At 41.2% G+C, this 20,930-nt stretch carries 14 protein-coding genes; 10 read left to right on the top strand and 4 right to left on the bottom strand.

Going from position 1 to position 20,930, the window contains the following annotated elements:
- Positions 1-17 precede the first annotated feature (17 nt).
- On the bottom strand, positions 18-2,051 hold the full coding sequence (gene uvrB / locus B4N43_RS16890) for an excinuclease ABC subunit UvrB (protein ID WP_075990954.1): 2,034 nt from the start codon (positions 2,049-2,051) through the stop codon (positions 18-20).
- A 282-nt stretch (positions 2,052-2,333) separates the two neighbouring features.
- Between uvrB and upp the strand changes: the two genes are divergently transcribed.
- From upp to B4N43_RS16850, 8 genes are all read left to right on the top strand, one after another.
- Positions 2,334-2,981 (top strand): uracil phosphoribosyltransferase, encoded by a 648-nt coding sequence (gene upp, locus B4N43_RS16885; protein ID WP_145331033.1) that lies wholly within the window; start codon positions 2,334-2,336, stop codon positions 2,979-2,981.
- A 104-nt stretch (positions 2,982-3,085) separates the two neighbouring features.
- Complete coding sequence (locus tag B4N43_RS16880) at positions 3,086-3,559, top strand: ribonuclease H-like YkuK family protein (RefSeq protein ID WP_046672303.1); 474 nt, start codon at positions 3,086-3,088, stop codon at positions 3,557-3,559.
- A gap of 52 nt (positions 3,560-3,611) precedes the next feature.
- A complete protein-coding gene (gene pnuC, locus B4N43_RS16875; RefSeq protein ID WP_088160147.1) occupies positions 3,612-4,214 on the top strand; it encodes a nicotinamide riboside transporter PnuC in 603 nt (200 codons plus the stop codon).
- A 23-nt stretch (positions 4,215-4,237) separates the two neighbouring features.
- Positions 4,238-4,771, top strand: a complete 534-nt coding sequence (locus B4N43_RS16870) for an AAA family ATPase (RefSeq protein ID WP_088163435.1) — start codon at positions 4,238-4,240, stop codon at positions 4,769-4,771.
- Between the two features lie 151 nt (positions 4,772-4,922).
- A complete protein-coding gene (locus tag B4N43_RS16865; protein ID WP_070563263.1) occupies positions 4,923-5,333 on the top strand; it encodes a BrxA/BrxB family bacilliredoxin in 411 nt (136 codons plus the stop codon).
- 326 nt (positions 5,334-5,659) lie between these two features.
- Complete coding sequence (locus B4N43_RS16860) at positions 5,660-7,258, top strand: amidohydrolase (RefSeq protein ID WP_286735723.1); 1,599 nt, start codon at positions 5,660-5,662, stop codon at positions 7,256-7,258.
- A 196-nt stretch (positions 7,259-7,454) separates the two neighbouring features.
- Complete coding sequence (locus tag B4N43_RS16855) at positions 7,455-8,360, top strand: GLPGLI family protein (RefSeq protein ID WP_286735722.1); 906 nt, start codon at positions 7,455-7,457, stop codon at positions 8,358-8,360.
- On the top strand, positions 8,360-11,020 hold the full coding sequence (locus B4N43_RS16850; RefSeq protein ID WP_286735721.1) for a hypothetical protein: 2,661 nt from the start codon (positions 8,360-8,362) through the stop codon (positions 11,018-11,020). The genes B4N43_RS16855 and B4N43_RS16850 overlap by 1 nt, the downstream gene beginning before the upstream one ends.
- Before the next feature lie 134 nt (positions 11,021-11,154).
- Here B4N43_RS16850 and lipA read toward each other — a convergent pair whose 3' ends face one another.
- A complete protein-coding gene (gene lipA, locus B4N43_RS16845; RefSeq protein ID WP_075990947.1) occupies positions 11,155-12,036 on the bottom strand; it encodes a lipoyl synthase in 882 nt (293 codons plus the stop codon).
- 173 nt (positions 12,037-12,209) lie between these two features.
- On the opposite strand from lipA, the gene B4N43_RS16840 reads away from it, so the two are divergent.
- Positions 12,210-14,444 (top strand): beta-N-acetylhexosaminidase, encoded by a 2,235-nt coding sequence (locus tag B4N43_RS16840; RefSeq protein WP_286735720.1) that lies wholly within the window; start codon positions 12,210-12,212, stop codon positions 14,442-14,444.
- 261 nt (positions 14,445-14,705) lie between these two features.
- Entirely contained in the window at positions 14,706-17,525 is a 2,820-nt protein-coding gene (carB, locus tag B4N43_RS16835; protein WP_070563252.1) for a carbamoyl-phosphate synthase large subunit, read from the top strand.
- A gap of 44 nt (positions 17,526-17,569) precedes the next feature.
- Here the strand turns inward: carB and B4N43_RS16830 are convergent, their stop codons facing one another.
- Positions 17,570-18,460, bottom strand: a complete 891-nt coding sequence (locus B4N43_RS16830; protein WP_286735719.1) for a formylglycine-generating enzyme family protein — start codon at positions 18,458-18,460, stop codon at positions 17,570-17,572.
- Positions 18,461-18,676: 216 nt separating this feature from the next.
- Positions 18,677-20,083: a Gfo/Idh/MocA family protein gene (locus B4N43_RS16825; RefSeq protein WP_286735718.1), complete on the bottom strand. Its 1,407-nt coding sequence runs from the start codon at positions 20,081-20,083 to the stop codon at positions 18,677-18,679.
- Between the last annotated feature and the right edge of the window lie 847 nt (positions 20,084-20,930).

The following is a 20,930-nucleotide window of genomic DNA, read 5'->3' as shown; positions in this document are numbered from 1 at the left end:
TAACAAACCAGCTTCCTTTACGATGGGAATCGCTCTTCATAGAGCTTCTCCAAGGAGAACATTTCATCACGATATTTCGCTGCTTCCAAGAAGTCCATTTCTTTTGCAGCTTTGTCCATTTTCTTCCTTACGTTATCGATCGCCTTCTTCAAATCTTTCTCACTGAGGTATTGCATCACTGGGTCAGCTGCAATGGCTTGCGACGGATCAGGTTCAACATAAATTTTAGGTTCAATACCCGAAAAATCAGCAACAGAAGTCTGCTCCAGAATCTCCTCCCTTGTTTTGCCGACTGTACGCGGTGTAATGCCATGTTCCAAGTTATATTTCATCTGCTTGTCTCTGCGACGATTGGTTTCATCTATTGTGACACGCATACTATCCGTCATTTTATCGGCATACATAATAACCCGACCTTTATCATTCCGGGCAGCCCGACCAATCGTCTGAATAAGCGATCGTTCGGAACGCAGAAAGCCCTCTTTATCCGCATCGAGAATAGCGACAAGCGTAACTTCAGGCAAATCAAGCCCCTCACGGAGTAAGTTCACCCCGACCAGGATATCAAATTCGCCCAAGCGAAGACCCCGTAAGATTTCCACACGCTCCAAGGTTTTAATTTCGGAGTGAATATAACGGACTTTTAAATTCAGCTTGGTCATATATTTGGAAAGCTCTTCGGCCATGCGTTTGGTCAATGTAGTAGCCAAAACACGCCCTCCTTCTTTGATGGTCTTATCGACCTCTTCCAAGAAATCATCGACCTGATTGATCGCTGGCCGTACTTCAATAATCGGATCCAAAAGTCCTGTTGGACGAATGACCTGCTCAACAACAACACCTTCGGTCTGCTGCAGCTCGTAATCGCCCGGAGTCGCGGACACATAAATCGTCTGATTCGTGAGGGATTCAAACTCCGGAAAGTTTAAAGGTCTGTTATCCAAAGCTGCTGGTAACCTAAACCCATGTTCCACCAAGGAAACTTTTCGCGACCGGTCACCACCATACATCGCACGCAATTGTGGTAAGGTCACGTGGCTTTCATCAATGACCAACAGGTAATCCTCCGGAAAATAATCCAGCAAACAGAACGGACGCATCCCCGGTTGTCTACCATCGAAAAAGCGGGAATAATTTTCAATTCCCGAGCAATAGCCCAGTTCACGCATCATTTCCAAATCATAATTGACCCGCTCTTCCAAACGCTTCGCTTCAAGCATTAAGCCCTCCTCTTCCAGTTGCGTTTTCCGTTGCATCAATTCATCTTGAATAGCCCAGATCGATTCTTTGAATTTTTCCTTCGGTGTAACGAAAAGGTTTGCCGGAAAAAGAGCAAGATCTTCCATCTTGTTGAGCGTTTTACCCGAAATAGGATCGATCTCACTCAGTTCATCAATTTCATCCCCAAAGAATGAAATCCGAATGGCATTATCCAAGTATGCCGGAAACACATCCACGGTATCACCTTTAACACGAAAGGTACCCCGTTTAAACTCTGCGGTCGTCCGTGAATATAAGATCTCGACCAATTTATGCAGGAAAGCATTTCTTGTGACAGTCATACCGACACCAAAACGAAAAATAGATCGGGAGAAATCCTCCGGATTCCCCATACCGTAGATACAGGATACCGAAGAAACGACAACAATATCACGCCGACCCGACATCAAAGACGAGGTAGTCGCCAAACGCAACTTTTCGATTTCCTCGTTAATCGCTAAATCCTTCTCGATGTAGGTATTCGTCGAAGCAATAAAAGCTTCAGGTTGATAATAATCGTAATAAGACACAAAATAGTTGACCGAGTTATTGGGAAAGAACTGCTTGAATTCACCGTACAACTGAGCCGCCAATGTTTTATTGTGACTTAAAATCAATGTTGGCTTTTGCGTTTCCTGAATCACATTGGCAACAGTAAAGGTCTTACCCGATCCCGTTACCCCCAAAAGCGTCTGGTATTGCTCTGCCTGCTCTACACCTGCTACCAATTGCTTAATTGCTTCTGGCTGATCGCCTGTGGGTTTGTACTCCGATGTCAATTCAAATTTCATATACTTCCTATTTCTTAAAGAAAACTATTCAGGCCTTTTCCAGCAAACATTGCACCACGAATTGCTTAAGCGTAAGCTCAAAAACAACTTTTATGATCCGATGGTTTCAATCTGCAAAAAGACGATTTTTCGACCTGTGATCCAGGCCATATCCTTCTAAGGTCTTACACAAATTTACTAAAAATTTTACCATTTTAGCGCAAACTATAATAATACCATAGATGTTATTACTTTCAATTGATTATTTATTATCTTTAGTTTAATTGAACTAGCACACACGCCATGGTCACTATTCTATCTACCCAAAATAGCATTGCAAATCATTTTATTGCCGAGCTGAGAGATAACATTATTCAACAGGATCGCATGCGCTTTCGTCGGAATCTGGAACGATTAGGTGAAATTTTCGCTTATGAAATCAGCAAGACAATGACCTACAAACCTGTTGAAGTTGAAACTCCGCTAGGTGTGGCCAAAACCCATCTCTTGATGGAACAACCCGTACTCGCTACAATTCTGAGAGCGGGCCTTCCCTTTCATCAGGGACTTTTAAATGTTTTTGATCAGGCCGATAACACCTTCATTGCAGCCTATCGGCATACAAAAAAGAGCGGTGAGTTTGAAATTCATAAGGAATATGTCAATACACCAAACTTAGATAACCGTACAGTAATCATTGTAGACCCCATGCTGGCTACAGGAAAGAGCCTCGTTTTATGCTGTAAGGATCTCCTGGCCGAATATGACGTCAAAGAATTACACATTGTTGCAGCCATTGCATCCGAAGAAGGACTAAACCACGTTCAGGCTTTTGTACCCACGGCGCATATCTGGGTTGGTGACGTCGACCACGAACTGACCTCAAAAGCCTATATTGTACCTGGGCTCGGTGATGCCGGAGACCTGGCCTATGGTGTAAAACACCATTAATGTGGATAAATTATTTAAAACTAAATTAACACTTAGCTCATTGAAATTCAGTAAATTTATGTCAATGATGAAGTTTAATTTTTTTATATCTAATTTATATCGCTATGAGATGGCAAAAATACAATGGCGAATCCATTCGCTCCACGATTTTCGATGCTGTTGAAGAAGTCATTAAACGAGAAGATGCCCTAGGGAATAAGCTCAAGGTTTATATCGGCACCGATTCCCAAGTCAAGAGAGGCATCATCGACTTCGCAACAGTCATCGTCTTTCTCCGGGAACATAAAGGTGGATTTATGTTTATCCAACGGGACAAAAGGCACCACCGAATGAGCATTAAAGAAAGGATGCTACTCGAAGTCCAAAAATCCATCGATATAGCCTATCAACTCTGCCCCCTCCTCGAAAAACACAAAGTAGACCTCGAAGTCCACGCCGACATCAACACCAATCCAAATTTCCAGTCAAATGTTGCCCTGAAAGAAGCCATGGGCTATATTATGGGTATGGGATTTGTTTTTAAGGCCAAGCCCGAGTCTTTTGCCAGTACCAATTGTGCTAATAAACAGGTTCAATAATTGACTATAAGGCAGACTTTGTATATTTAGGGTGTAATTTTTAATACACCACATGCATGATCTTTTTCAGCAGATTGCACGTCAATTTGCCCAGACCTCTTGGCTCGAATGGTTAGGTACCCTGACAGGCTTTCTTTGTGTCTATTTGGCCGCTAAGCAAAATATATGGAACTGGCCGATTAGTATCATCAGTGTGGCGTCCTATGCTATTCTGTTTTATGATGCCAAACTATATGGAGATACTGTACTGCAATTCTACTTTCTGTCTACTGCTGTTTATGGCTGGTATTATTGGATAAAACGAAAAGAAGAAAAAAAGAAACCCATCGTCAAAGCCAGCAAGGGGCAGTTGCTCCTTTGCCTCCTGGCAATCCTCGTCCTGACACTGTCAATCGGTTATCTCCTCGATAGCAAGACAAATTCCGATGTTCCTTATATTGACGCTTTCTGCACGTCCGTAAGTTTTGTTGCTCAATTTCTGATGACACGCAAAGTACTTCAAAACTGGCTCTTATGGGTATTTGTGGATATTTGTTATATCCCGCTCTATATACACAAAGACCTTATGCTGACCGCAGTACTCTACCTTGTTTTCACACTCATCGCTTGGAATGGCTATCGCGATTGGCAGAAAACCTATAAAAATTTTGCGTAATATTGCCTATCAAAACGATCGATGTGGGAAAAGATTTCATAAAAATTGCCGTTGTTGGCCCCGAGTCCACCGGAAAATCAACGATGGCACAATTTCTTGCCAAGGAATTTCAGACAGTATGCGTGCCCGAATATTCACGTTATTATTGCCAAAGCCTCAACAATAAATATACCTTACAGGACGAAGTCAATATGTTTTATGGACAGGTCGCTTTGGAGGAAGCGCTGGTCAATTTAGCACAAGGACAGCTTCTCATCTGTGACACTACCTTCCTTACGGTCAAAATTTGGTCAGATCATCTTTTCGGTCATACACCACCGGAAGTCACCGATAAAATTCAACAACATGTTTATGACCTTTATCTGCTGATGGATATCGATCTACCCTGGCAGGACGATCCACTACGGGATTTCCCCGAACAGCGCGAACATTTCATGGAGATCTGGAAAAGCGAATTGAACGCCATTAATGCGAATTATCGTCTTGTTTCGGGTCTCGGCGACCAACGTCTTGAAAATGGACTTCATGCTGTAAAAGATTTTCTGACATTGATTTGAGACAAGTGTCTTGACGAAGCAGCCTTTTACAGCTATATTTGTAGGAATAAAGTATAGCATGTTGTTTATGCGGAGTAAGTATACTTGCCCGGCGACAGAAAGCTTTATAAACACAATTAAAATAGAATATTAACATTTTACTTAAGAAATAATGTATCCAGAATATTTAGTAACTCCAATGCGTCAAGAGTTAGTTGATGCGGGATTCGAAGAATTAAAAACACCTGAAGCAGTTGATCAGGCTATCGCATCAGAAGGAACTGTTTTTGTGGTTGTAAACTCTGTTTGTGGTTGCGCTGCTGCAAATGCACGTCCTGCTGCAAAAGCTGCTGTAAAAAACGAAAAACACCCAGCTAAATTGGTGACTGTTTTCGCAGGTATGGAAACTGATGCAGTAAACACTGCACGTAACTACATGTTGCCTTACCCTCCATCTTCACCAGCAATGGCTTTATTTAAAGACGGGAAATTGGTACACATGATTGAAAGACATATGATTGAAGGTCGCCCGGCACAAATGATTGCTGACAATTTAGTTGCAGCATTTGACGAGTACTGTTAATCACGTATTTTGATTTTTGAATTAAAAAGGCTGTCCAAGTTATTTGGATAGCCTTTTTTGTCTATTGGATAATTCGTATTTTCCTTACTTTTCCTGCACGTCCCCTTTCAAAACTTGACAGATGGTCTCCTGTCCGAACAATATGCGGCAACTCAGCATAGGCGCCTCACGTAAGCCAATTCGATCACCTAAAGCAATTCGATCAGCCAAAACCTCAAGTCCGCATATCCAGCAGACCTAGCCCCAAGTCTAGTTTCAGTTTATTAAAAGCTTTTTCCTATTTTTAGGTTATGAAAACCTTCCCAATAATCATTTTTTTGTTCTGCTTGACGATCATATCATGTTCACCGCAAACGAAAGTGGACCTTATTGTTTATCATGCGCAAGTATATACTGTAGATTCGGCTTTTAGTACAGCACATGCTTTTGCTGTCAAAGATGGTAAGTTTATGGCCATTGGTTCCGATGAAGAAATACAGCGAAAGTACAAAGCAATAGAAAAAATTGACGCACAGGGGAAGGCGATTTATCCGGGATTCTACGATGCCCATGCGCATTTATTTGACGAAGCCGAACTAATGGATCAAGTCGACCTAAACGGCGCCGATTCTTTCGAGGAGGTTATTCAACGTGTCAAAAACTACCAACAAAAAAACCCGGGCAAAACTTGGCTGATCGGTGGTGGCTGGGACCAAAATCGCTGGAAAGATAAAACTTTCCCAACCAAGGACCTACTCGATAAAGCTTTCCCGGATATCCCCGTCTACCTCATGCGTGTAGATTATCATGCGGCGGTTGCGAACTCCAAAGCACTCGAATGGGCAAAATTAACGAGTATCCCCATCATTCGCGGCGGTGTAGTCGGCGGGACTAATGATACTCCCAATGGTCTCTTGATCGACAATGCAATGGATCTTGTCAATAAGACCATTCCGGTTCCGAGTGAAAAAGAATATCTAAGAATGCTCAAGCGAACGCAAGACTCCCTCCTTTCCGTTGGTCTTACCTCCATTGTAGATGCAGGTTTATCAAAAGAAAGACTCGATCTGCTTAAGAAATACTATCGGGAAGGGCAGTTGAAAATTAGAGATTATGCCATGATCCTAGGCAATCCGCAAAATATAAAGTCATTTATCGATCAGGGTTTCTATGAAACAGACCGTTTCGAGATCAAAGGATTTAAACTGCTCGCCGATGGCGCATTGGGATCCCGTGGTGCATGCCTCCTCGCGCATTACCATGATGCCCCCACCCATGGCTTTCTCCTCCATAGCCCTCAAGAATACGAAGCAATGATCAAACAGATTGCCGAAAGTAAGTTTCAGGCAAATACACATGCGATAGGCGATTCGGCCAATCGTATTATATTGGATATTTATGGCAAATACCTCCACAATAACGACGATCGTAGATGGCGAATCGAGCACGCCCAAATTATATCGCCTGCAGATTTTGATAAGTTTCGAAAGTATCAAATCATACCATCTGTACAACCCACACATGCAACCTCCGATATGTACTGGGCCAAAGATCGACTCGGTGAAGAACGCATGAAAGGCGCTTACGCATATAAGCATCTGTTGAAAGAATATGGAAAACTCGCATTGGGGAGTGATTTCCCGGTCGAACATTTCAATCCCTTATATGGTTTCCACGCGGCAGTAGCCCGCGTCGACAAAAAAGGATATCCTAGCCACGGATTTCAGATGCAAGATGCGATAAGCCGTGAAGACGCTTTGAAGGGAATGACAATCTGGGCGGCATACTCCTGTTTTCAGGAGAAAAAAAGAGGAAGTATCGAAGTAGGAAAAGATGCTGATTTTGTTATCCTCGAAAAGGATATCTTGAAAATTCCGAATGAGCAACTGCGAAATGTAAAAATAGAACAGACAGTAATTGCAGGTGAGACTGTGTTTAAAAGATAACAATAGCTCATATGCCTAAACATGCCCACTAAACTTATATCGCTGACAAAGCGAAATAGTTAACAAAAAAGATAGCTAACAAATCAAACATTTATTCACCTGCAGTAACCTGCCCTAGAGAGGATTACAAGGAAAATTTAGAATAAATTTTCCTGATTACGAATATTTCGTATATTTACGATATAAACATACATTTATGAAATATTCATTACCATTCCTATTATCCTTAGCGACGCAGCTGTTATTTGCACAAGAGCGTACTCCAGCGATCGCAAAAGTACATTACGAATTCAAGCATGTAAATGATAGCACCCAACGGGATCAATTTATACGCGATGAAACAGTCGTTTACCTGAATCAACAGGCCAGCTACTACACATCATATTCATCCAAGCGCATGCAAGATGAGGTCAAAAAACAAATGGAGGGCCCCAGTTTCGACGGTACACTAAACATTACTACTCGCTCGACACCATCAAGCTCCTCCTATTTATTAGACGCCAATCAAAACAAAATGACCGAAGTGGTTAGCGTTGCCAGTGACAATTTTGCCATTCCACAGGTTTACCCTATTCAAGATTGGGAAATACTGGGTGACCGCAAAGAAATTGGTGGCTACAATTGCCAGAACGCAAAAACAACATTCAAAGGCCGAACCTATATCGCCTGGTTTACAACCGAACTGCCGTTTTCATATGGTCCGTGGAAACTTCATGGCCTTCCTGGCCTAATTCTGGATGCTCGTGACACAAAAAATGAAGTGATTTTTGCTTACGCCGGATTCGACAAAATTGAGGATGGCAAAACATCGGTGGCCCTGCCGCAAAACGCCATCGTCAGTACTGCAGAAGAGGTAAAAAAAGTTCAGGAAGCCTTTAAGGCCAATCCACAAGCTTATATGCAAGCCCAATCGGGAAAAAACAGAACCATCAGTGTAGGTTCATCGGGTAGTATGGTTGCAGTTAGATCCAGTTCCGGCTCCGGAGGAGGCTCCCCTGCTGGTGCTTTGGATCCGTCAAAAATAAAGAGTTTCAATATTTCAAGAGACGATAAATACAAACCTTCAAAAGTTACCAACAATCCGATAGAGCTGACGCCTTAATGAAAGTATTTTTATGTTTATTTATAGTCGTTTTGCTTGGGCAAATAACCTTTGCCCAGCAAACGATTAGTGGAACGGTCCAAGTGGATAAGACGCAGCATCCCGTACCCTTTGCCAGTATCAACATCCTTTCAGACAACAAAATCATCGCTTTCAAACCGACAGATAAAGAAGGGCGTTTTACAATTACATTAACAAAGGACTATGCAAGCCTCTACCTGCAGATCAATCACCTTACTTACGAAAAATTTGAACTCAAACTTGGCACGCAGACATCGAATCTTCGGATCACCCTCGTACCAAAAACCAATCTACTACAAGATGTCATTGTAAAGAGCAAACCTAAAGTAAGCCGTTCAAATGATACAATCTCCTACGACGTCGGATCTTTCGCCAAAGAAGAGGATCGAAATATAGGCGACGTAATCAAACGTCTTCCAGGTATGGAAGTTACTGAATCGGGTCTTATTAAATACCAGGACAAAACCGTTTCTAAACTTTACATTGACGGTGACGATCTATTGGAAAATCGCTATGGTGTAGGTACGCGGACAATCCCGCATAAAATGGTAAAGGACATTCAGGTACTCGACAATCACGAACATTATAAAGTCCTTAAAAATAAAAGATTTACAGACGACGTCGCCATAAATCTCGTTATCAAAGAGGAAGCAAAGCTAAAACTCACTGGGCAGGCCAAAATTGGCGTCGGCACGCCCAGTCTCTATGATCCTGAATTGAACTCAATCCTATTCAACAAAAAAGTTAAGATGTTGAATGTCCTCAGCGGTAATAATACCGGTAATGATCTTTCCGGAGATATCATCGGCGCCAATCAGTCCTCTTTACTGGCCAAGTTTGGTAGCTCGCCCATCAACAATCTCCTGGCGACGAGCACAACAGGCAGTCCCAATATTCCTAAAAACAACTATTATTTCAACAATACAGGTTCGCTAAACACCAATAACCTATATAACCTCAAGAATCACTGGCAGCTAAAGTCAAATGTTCAGGTTTTATACGACAACGATAGGCAAAATAATGCCTCAAGCACACAATACCTGCTCGATGATGGCGACGTCTATTTTAATGAGCAAAATCATCTGAAAACAGCGCGATGGCTTGGCGCAGCCAGACTTTCGGCATCCACCAATACGGAAAAGAAATATGCGAGTAATGCCTTGTCATTTGAGTATGAAAAAAAAGATATAACAGCATTGTTGGCAAACTCTTCAGGCCAGATCGAGCAGTTCCAAAAACACAACATCAAGGGATTCAGCAACTTGTTTAGCTATATACCCCAACTTAAAAACAATGACATTATTGCAATCAACTGGTCTTTAAATTATGGTAATAAACCACAGACTTTACAGATCTATCCCGGCGTTTTTCCAGAAATACTCAACGATAGCATTCCCTATAAAAGTAGCCGCCAGCAAATTGAAATTCCTTCCTTTTTTACGGAGATCAGTACAGGTTATCGCTTCAATAAAGGCCGAATCAAGCAATACTATCAAATTGGCTTCAATACAGATCGCCAACACTTCAACTCGCTCCTTACAATAGCGGATAATGATCAACATATTCGAGCATTGGGCGATAATACCCGTAATGATCTGTATTGGAGCAGGTCGCAAGCATTTATTACTCCTCAATATTCCTGGAAAACAAATCGGTTTGAAACCCAGCTCGACATCCCGGTAACCTATTTATTTACCCATTATGAAGACGTCAGTCATCAGCTGTCCACGTCCAAAAATTCCATGCTGATCAATCCTAATTTAAAAGCGAGATGGCAGGTTTCTCAAGAAGACTATCTTCAATTTAACTATCAATTTGCGCAGGACATTGGTAACATAGAAGATATATACCGTGGTGCGGTATTACGGAACTATAGAATGCTCAGCCAAAATAATGCAGCGCTAAATGAATCCAAAAAACATACATTTAATCTCAATTATAATTTAGCCCGCACCCTAAAAGTATTATTTGCAAATGCTGGTATTAGCTATTCAAGATCGCTTTCCAACACGATATTATCTTCCGTTATAAAAAATAACATCACCGAAAATATCTTGGTCAATATGGATAACCTGCAGGAGCGCTGGTCTTCTCAGATCGGGTTTGATAAATACATTTTCCCCCTGGCAAGTACCCTCAAACTAAAAGGAAGCATTTCTCACTTCAAATACAATCAATTGTTAAACAATGCCCTAGTCCCTATTCGAAGTATGAGCTATCTATTTCAACCCAGTATAGAAGCTAAAGTCTTTACATCTTATAACATTTCCTATTCTGGACTATTCAATTGGAGCAGGAGTAAACAACAGGGCCTGGACAATACGATCCAAAATAAAACCACCACAATGATGCATAATATAGGTTTTCCGACCAGCCCATTCAAAAATGGCTTTATGCGGCTAAACCTGCGCAATCTTGCCACCTTTCAAACAAACATGAAGAATGCAAGTTATACCTTCATAGACTTTTTTACGCGCTACAAGGTCAACAAGTGGAAAATGGACTTCGAATTGGAAATGAATAATTTGGCCAATATCAAAAACTATCGTACTTATCTGATGACGGCCAATATGATTTCCCAGAATGAATTTGAACTTCGCGGGAGAACAATTTTACTCCGCACAGTTTTTAACCTTTAAAGCATCAGACTCCATCGAAAAGAAACAATTGCCTTGAGCTATTAAAAAAAGAAGCCTGAGCAAAAAATCACTCAGGCTTCTTTTTATATCTTGCGAAAAAAGTATTCTTCGTTAAAAAACTTTAGAACTATTTTCTATTGCATATCGAATAGATGTTTCTCAGCATGATAAGAAGAACGAACCAACGGTCCAGACTCCACATACTTGAATCCCATTTCTAAACCAATTTTCTGATATTTCTCAAACTGTGCAGGTGTAATCCATTCGATTACAGGATGGTGAGCTTTCGTAGGCTGTAAATACTGACCCAATGTCAAAATATGTACCCCGACGTTATATAAATCTTGCATTGCCTCGATAACATCTTCCTCAGTTTCACCTAAGCCAAGCATAATACCTGATTTTGTACGGAGTCCAGCTTCAGAAATGCGACGTAGGCACTCGAGTGAACGATCGTATTTAGCCTGAACACGAACTTCTCTTGTCAAACGACGGACAGTTTCGAGGTTGTGCGAAACAACTTCGGGACGTACTGCGATCACGCGATCCAAATTATCCCATTGTCCTTTAAAATCTGGCAAAAGTGTTTCTAAGGTTGTTTCTGGGCTTTCTCTACGGATTGCGTTGATTGTCTCCGCCCATATTACCGAACCACCATCTTTTAGGTCATCACGATCCACCGAAGTGATCACACAGTGTTTTACCTGCATTAACTTGACAGAATTGGCGACACGATTGGGTTCATCCAAATCAACCGCCAGAGGACGACCGGTTGCTACCGCACAAAATGAACAAGAACGTGTACAGATATTTCCCAAAATCATGAAGGTTGCCGTTCCAGCTCCCCAACATTCGCCCATATTCGGGCAATTTCCACTCTCACAAATTGTATGTAATTTATGCTCGTCTACAAGACTTCTGACATGTCTATACTCTTTACCAACAGGCAATTTGACACGCAACCAATCAGGCTTGCGTTGTGCAGGAGTTGCCGGAATAACTGGAAGTTCAATCATACAACAAAGTTAAGGATTAAAAATGTAATTTCTAACCGTCAATTTGTTGGTTTTATATCATAAAAAATGACCGATTGCCACCAATAGTAGAATTATGAAACAAAAATTAGGATATTTGTGTTGATTATCATTAATCTAATAACAAAACTATGCGACTGAGCCGATCTTTATCCATGTTGTTACTTGGGGGTGCAACCATCTTTACTGCACATGCCCAAACCAACTTTGACATTATACCCAAACCTTCGAAAATCACATTGGCTACGGGAACATACGCTATCCCTACACATCTTCAGGTTGTTGTTTCAGATGAATTTCAGGAGGCGACACAACTGCTTACTGAACACCCAGCTATCAAAAGCCTAGCTGTCGAAGTACTCAAGAAAAATAAAAAAGGCCCAAAAGAAGGCTTTCGCATTATTAAAGCAGTCGATGCAGATAACCTTAGCAAGAACGCCTATTCCATCCAAATCGATGAAAAAGGCCTGCTACTCAGGGCCTGGAATGTACCCCAGGTTATCAATGGGATTTACACACTGGTTCAATTGGGCTATCTACAAGCTGATCCAAGTAAAATAGCCTATGCGACTATAGTCGATGAGCCACGATTTGCCTACCGTGGCTTACACCTGGATGTATCGCGCCATTTTATGCCACTATCTTTTGTCAAAAAGTATATCGACATCATGGCCATCTACAAATTCAACAATTTTCATTGGCATTTAACCGACGGAGCGGGATGGCGATTGGAGATTAAGAAATATCCGGAGTTAACACAAAAGGCGGCCTGGCGTACACATACGGGCTGGAAAGATTGGTGGAACAATGGTCGTCAGTATGTAGAAAAAGGTAAGCCAAATGCCAGCGGTGGATTCTATACCCAGGAAGAAGCACGCGAATTGGTCGACTATGCAGCCCGTAAAGGAATCAATGTAATTCCTGAGATAGAAATGCCCGGACATTCGGAAGAAGTATTGGCCGTATATCCCGAACTCTCTTGCTCCGGAAAGCCCTATAGTCAGGGAGAATTCTGTATCGGCAATGAAAAAACCTTTGAATTTCTAAAAAATGTTTTGGATGAAGTACTCACGATATTCCCTTCCCAGTACATTCATATCGGCGGTGATGAAGCTGAGAAGAAGCATTGGGAAACCTGCCCAAAAGATCAGGCGCTCATGCAAAAAGAAGGATTAAAATCTGTTGACGAACTGCAGAGTTATGCTATCAAACAAATGGATCTATACCTGCAATCCAAGGGTAGAAAGCTGATCGGTTGGGACGAAATCCTTCAAGGGGGGCTCACCGAAGGAGCTACCGTCATGAGCTGGCGCGGTGAAGACGGCGGCATAAAGGCCGCAAATGCAGGCCATGATGTCATCATGACTCCAGGTTCACACCTCTATTTTGATTCTTATCAGACAGACCCACGGACACAGCCTGAGGCCATCGGGGGTTACCTGACATTAGATAAAGTTTATTCGTATGATCCTATTCCAGCTGCGATACAAGGGGACAAAGCCAAGCATATCCTCGGAGCACAAGCGAATATATGGACAGAATATGTACCTACCACCGAACATCTCGAATACATGGTGTTCCCACGTGCACTGGCTTTGGCGGAAGTCAATTGGACGAATAAAGATGGAAAAAACTGGACAGACTTTCAGCGAAGACTACAATCACATTATAAGCTACTACAAGATCTAAACGTCAATTATTATCGTCCTTCCTTTAATGTCGCTTATACAGCAACATACAATGCTGCTAAAAACAACAATAAAATTACGCTGACAACGGAGCAACTAAAAACAGATCAGATCCGATATACCATTGATAGCAGTGAGCCTACAATCTTGTCTACACCATATACTGGACCATTTGAACTCAGCTCAACAGGTCATATCAATGCCGCTTATTTTCTAGATTCTATCAAAATCGGTCCAACCCTATCCTTTGATATTGACATTCATCGTGCTATTGGAAAAAAAGTAACGTACAACACAGCATGGTCGGGATATCCAGCACAAAAAGATTCTACCTTAACAAACGGAATCATGGGCGGTCTTTCCTATCACGATGGTCAATGGCAAGGATTCACCAGTCCGATTGATGTTGTCGTGGATATGGAACGCAGGGAGGAAATACACCAAGTAGCCATGAATTTTATGCAGATGATCGGCCCCGGCGTTTATATGCCAGGAGAAATGGAAGTCCTGCTTTCGGATAATGGCCGTACCTTCAGATCTGTAGGAACAATCAAAAATGACATATCCGATAAAGAATCCAAGTTGACTTTCAAAAGGTTTGAACTCAAACTTGACAAAGCCCAACAGGCCCGTTATATAAAAATCAAAGCCAGCAATCCAAAAAAAGGCTACTTGTTTACGGACGAAATCATCGTTTATTAAACAAATCAGCCCCATTATTGCCTACGAGTTGGAAAACATACTGCTTATGTTTTCCAACTCGTTTTTGTTTTTTCAGGACCACTTTTCTAAAAAACTACATTTTTTTTTGAAATATTCTTAAAATAAATAGTTAATTTTCAAAATTTAAAATGTAACTTTGCACTCCGACAAAGCAGTCGGAATGACCCTTCCCCATGAGCTACTTTTGATTGTCTTTGCTCAGATTTACAATAGGAAATTTAATTTTTTGAACTAGATATAATGCCAAGAAACACTTCCATTAAGTCGGTTTTAATCATCGGATCAGGTCCCATCGTTATCGGTCAAGCTTGTGAATTTGATTATTCTGGATCTCAAGCATCTCTTTCATTGAAAGAAGAAGGTATTGAAGTATCCATCATCAACTCAAACCCTGCAACAATCATGACGGACAAAGTTGTTGCAGACAATGTCTACTTACTTCCATTAACATGCGAAAGTATTGAAGAAATTTTGCAAAAACACAACATTGACGCTGTACTTCCTACCATGGGTGGCCAGACTGCTTTGAACTTATGTATCGAAGCTTCTAACCTAGGTCTTTGGGAAAAATACAACGTAAAAGTTATCGGTGTTGATGTTGCTGCCATTGAAAAAACTGAAAACCGTGAAGAATTCCGTCAATTAATGGTTGATATCGGTGTGGGCGTTGCAACATCCAAAATTGCAAACTCATTCCTTGAAGGTAAAGAAGCGGCACAAGAAATTGGCTATCCGCTTGTTATACGTCCATCTTATACTCTTGCAGGTACAGGAGGTGGATTTGTTCACAGAAAAGAAGATTTTGACGCAGCCTTAAATAGAGGTTTACATGCTTCACCAACACACGAAGTTTTGGTAGAGCAAGCGGTATTGGGCTGGAAAGAATTTGAGTTGGAATTACTTCGTGATACCAACGACAATGTTATCATCATCTGTACCATTGAAAACTTCGATCCAATGGGTATCCACACTGGAGACTCAATCACTGTTGCACCGGGCATGACATTGTCAGACAAATGTTATCAAGACATGCGTAATCAGGCTATTCTGATGATGCGTTCAATTGGTACATTTGCAGGTGGTTGTAACGTTCAGTTCTCTGTAAACCCAGAAAACGAAGAAATTATTGCCATCGAAATCAATCCACGTGTATCACGCTCTTCGGCTTTAGCATCGAAAGCAACGGGTTATCCAATTGCGAAGATTGCTGCTAAATTGGCGATTGGTTACAACTTGGATGAATTGCAAAATCAGATCACAAAGACAACATCCGCATATTTTGAACCAACATTAGACTATGTGATCGTTAAGATCCCTCGTTTCAACTTCGATAAATTCAAAGGAGCAAACAAGGAATTAGGTCTACAGATGAAAGCAGTAGGTGAAGTAATGGCAATCGGCCGTACATTTATCGAAGCTTTACAGAAAGCTTGTCAATCATTGGAGACTGGCCGCGCTGGTTTAGGTGCTGACGGTCGTCAATGGAGAAACCTTGACGAGATCATGGACAGTTTGGAACATCCAAGTGGTGACCGTTTATTCCATATCAAAGATGCTTTCGAATTAGGTGTTCCTTTGGAATCTATCCGTAAGGCAACACGTATCGACAAATGGTTCTTAGTACAGATCCAAGAGTTGGTACACCTTGAGCAAGAATTACGTCGTTATCAATTGAATAATATTCCACGCGATTTCTTCATGACCTTAAAGCAAAAAGGTTATTCAGATGTACAAATCGCATGGTTACTAGGAAATGTAACAGAGGATCAAGTTTACGATCGTCGTAAGGAGCTAGGTATCAACCGTGTTTACAAAATGGTAGATACTTGTGCTGCAGAATTCCCTGCACAAACACCATACTACTATTCAACTTTCGAAGAAGAAAACGAATCAATCTCTTCAGATAGAAAGAAAATCATCGTTTTAGGCTCAGGTCCTAACCGTATCGGTCAGGGTATCGAGTTCGATTACTCCTGTGTACACGGTTTATTGGCGGCTAAAGAATGTGGTTACGAAGCGATTATGGTTAACTGTAACCCGGAGACTGTATCGACAGACTTCAATATGGCTGACAAATTATACTTCGAGCCCGTATTCTGGGAGCATGTACGTGAGATCATCGAATTAGAAAAACCAGAAGGTGTTATCGTTCAGTTGGGTGGACAAACAGCCCTTAAAATGGCTGAGCGTCTAGAGCAACTTGGCGTAAAAATCATCGGTACTTCATTTGAGAATATGGACTTGGCAGAAGACCGTGGCCGTTTCTCCGATCTACTGAAAGAATTGGAAATTCCATATCCAAGATACGGTGTGGCAACTTCAGCAGAAGAAGCATTACAAGTTGCAAACGAAGTTGGATATCCAGTATTGGTTCGTCCTTCTTACGTATTGGGTGGACAAGGCATGAGCATTGTTATCAACGATGAAGATCTAGAAAAAGCTGTTGTCAACTTGTTGAAAAACCTTCCTGGAAACCATATCCTGATCGACCACTTCTTGGATCGTGCAGAAGAAGCTGAATCAGATTCAATCTGTGATGGTGAAGATGTACACATCATTGGTATGATGGAACATATTGAACCTGCTGGTATCCACTCAGGAGACTCTTCAGCTGTATTGCCTCCATTTGGCCTATCACAAGCTGTTCAGGATAAAATGGAAGAATATTCCATTAAACTAGCAAAAGCATTGAACGTAAGAGGTCTATTAAACATTCAGTTTGCTGTAAAAGGTGAAAATGTATATGTTATCGAGGCTAATCCACGCGCATCACGTACGGTTCCTTTCATCGCTAAAGCTTATGATGTTCCTTACATCAATATTGCAACTAAAGTTATGTTGGGTGTTAATAAATTGAAAGACTTTACAATAGAACGTAAACTGAAAGGATACGCGATTAAAGAACCTGTATTCTCTTTCAATAAATTCCCTGAAGTAGACAAGCAATTAGGCCCTGAGATGAAATCAACTGGTGAAGCAATTCGCTTTATCAAAGATCTTCAAGATCCTTATTTCAGAGAATTGTACAATCAAAAATCAATGTTTTTGAATGCACAATAAGACATATCAATAAAATAGAAAAGGCTTGCAAATGCAAGCCTTTTCTATTTTATATCTTTTACACAGCGGAACCCAACATTATTTGTAGGACTGTTGACCTCCCCTTTTCCTCTGCTTCCGGCTTTATACCTTTCGCAATATTGATCATTGCAAAGAAATGATCCTCCCCGCTGAACGCGTTTTTCAAGATTTGGTTCCTGCGGATCATAAGAATCTTGTGGTCCTTTGGGGTTAACAGTTGTACTATGCTGATAATAATCGGGTCTATAAAAATCAGCACACCATTCCCACACATTCCCTTCCATATCGTACAGTCCCAATGCATTTGCCTGAAATGATTTTACAGGCGCAGTCCCCTCAAAGCCATCCTCCTTTGAATCTTGTACAGGAAATTTTCCCTGGTAAATATTGGCGGTCCATTTACCATTAGGCTTCAAGTCCTTGCCCCAATAATACAAGTCATCGTTTGCATCGTTACGTCCTCTAGCCGCATATTCCCATTCCGCTTCTGTAGGTAATCGTTTTCCTGCCCATTTCGCGTAAGCTGCAGCATCTTCATAGGCAACCTGAACAACCGGATGATTCATTTTATCCTTTATCGAGCTATTCGGTCCCTCGGGATGTTGCCAGTTTGCACCAGGGACATACTCCCACCACATCAGATAATTGTTTAATGAATTGAGTTCTTTAGGTTTGGAAAATACAGCCGATCCCGGAACTAACATTTTGGGGTCCACCCCTGGAAAATCTTTCGGATCCAGTTCCCGCTCAGCAACAGTTACATAACCTGTCTCCTTTACAAACTGCGCAAACTGTGCATTTGTGACCTCATGTTCGTCCATATAAAATGAATTCAGTTGCACCTGATGTAAAGGCTTACTATCTTCAAAATTCGAACTTCCCATCAGAAATTTGCCCCCTTCGACTAATATCATCTTGTCTGTAGTCTTACTTTTTAACTGCGCAATTTGGGATTTTATCAGACCTGCGCGCGTAGGTATATTTTCCCCAACACAACAGGAAAGTGTATCCTTGGTGGAAAATAACGATAAACAGGTAATTAGAGTCAGATTGAATAACATAATTAAAGATAAACATAAAAGGGGAACAATAAAAAGTTCCCCTTCAATAAGTCATTTTATATAAGTGGGCTATACGCCCAATTGTATATTTTCTTTTTTCGCTGATCTAGCACGAATAGGCGTATTTCCACCGCCTTTTAACGTGATTTCTACCGGCGTATTATTTTTCCATGCACCCTTTGTGAAATCCGGTACATCAACTGTTTTACAGTTCTTTTCTACAGATTCAAAACTCAATGGCACGATACAGCTCCATGAAGCAGCATCATAGACATCCTGGTCCAAAGGTAATCCGTTGCGCAAACAGTCAATCAGACGCCAGTCCATCATAAAATCCATCCCACCGTGTCCACCAACCTGTTTTGCCTGCTCACCAATATATTTTACCAATTCTGGTGTGTATTTATCGTACAGTTCTTTTAATTTCTGTTCTGTAATGAATTCATGGCCAAAAGCAATATTCTCCCTAGGGTACTTTTGCGCAAATCCTTTCGTACCGCTCAGTGTATGTAGCCTAGAGTAAGGTCTAGGAGAAGTAACATCATGCTGCAGCATAATCGTTTTTCCTTTTGCGGTGCGGATAAGCGTTGTATTCATATTACCACGGTATTTCTTTCCGACAAATTCCTGAAAAAAAGAATCCTTGGCCGCTAGCTCTTTTGCTTTTTCTCCCATCATAAAATCATTGGAAGACATTGCCACAAGATGATCCATCTTATCCCCTCTATTGATATTTAAGCATTGTGCCACAGGCCCAAGACCATGAGTAGGATATAGATTTCCATTTAATTTTATATTTTCTCTCAGGCGCCACATGTTATCATAGCCATTCTTTGCAAAATTAAGATCCAGCAAATCGTGAATATAAGCACCCTCGGCATGAACGAGTTCGCCAAACAAGCCTTGGCGCACCATATTCAATGTCAGCATTTCGAAGAAATCATAACAGCAATTTTCCAGCATCATACAATGCTTTTTAGTCGCTTCAGATGTCTTCACGACCTCCCAACAATCTTTGATCGTCAAAGCGATCGGCACTTCACAAGCCACATGATTACCCGCTTTCATCGCGGCAATACTCATCGGAGTATGATAATCCCAAGGCGTACAAATATAGACCAGATCGAGTTTCTCTTCTTTCAACAGGGATTTCCAACCATCTTCACCTGAATACGCTTTCGGAGCTGTTAGACCTTTCGATGTAACGATTTTTGTTGCGCGCTCAACCCGATCCGGATGTTTGTCGCAAAGTGCGACAATTTCGCATCCCTCAATAAAGGACAACCGTTCAACAGCACCAGGACCGCGCATGCCCAGTCCAATCACTGCTACTCTGACTTTATCAATTTTTGGAGCTGCATAGCCACACATATTAAACGACCCTGCTGCCGTATTGGCATTGACCAAAGTAGGAAGTGAAACAGCCAGTGATGACAATATTCCGGCCTTTTTTAGAAAATCTCTTCTAGAATCCATAATTTAAAGTTCATATAAATTTAAAGGGACCAATTGGTCCCTCTAAAAAATCACCTATTTTAAAACAAACTAAACAGTCAATAGAAAAATCCTTTTGGATTGGATTTATATTTGGTTCTTATGTAAGAACTTAATCTCTATAACAATAATATAACACTTTTTTCTAAATAAAAAATGAAACTTGAAAGCAATCGTTTGCTTAATCTACACAAACGATTGCTTAATTTTTTATCTTCGTTGTTTTTCAATCGATATTCACTAGCCACAAAGTTTTCAATAATGAAATCCTTGATGGGGATAACAGTCATCACAGCCGTTTACTCTAGCAGGGAATATCGAGCTGCATTTGCTATCGTTATACAATTGGAACTACACAGAGGTATAGCTGCAGGTATAATGTTATATTACGTTCCTGATTGTGATGTGTACATAAGAAGATCAACTTATGTGGTTAATGACATTTTCCCATAAAGCTTAATAATAATGGAAAATAGCTTTATAGCATGTAATTCTGATAGCTATATCTGCGACCACTACCTGTATACTTCCGGACAGTCGGATAGCATATACAACTAGTTATGACAAGTAACTACTGCAAGACCAATTAATATACAGCTATAGGACACTGGTGAAAAGCTTTAGGATCTGACACCGTCAGTGAAAGCTGCAGGACTCTACAATCCATCGATGGGCATTTGAATAACAATGCCCCGTGGCTACACAAGGATGCACCATTCCACCGGAGCACAGTAGAGGCTACATGACCGCCTGCTATGACTGGTACCACTACCAGTATACTTCCCAACAGTCAGATAACATATAAAACTAGTTATGACAAGTAACTACT

Source organism: Sphingobacterium sp. UBA1897 (genome assembly GCF_002337775.1).
Taxonomy (GTDB): Bacteria; Bacteroidota; Bacteroidia; order Sphingobacteriales; family Sphingobacteriaceae; genus Sphingobacterium; species Sphingobacterium siyangense.
This window is presented reverse-complemented; position numbering and strand designations above follow the sequence as displayed.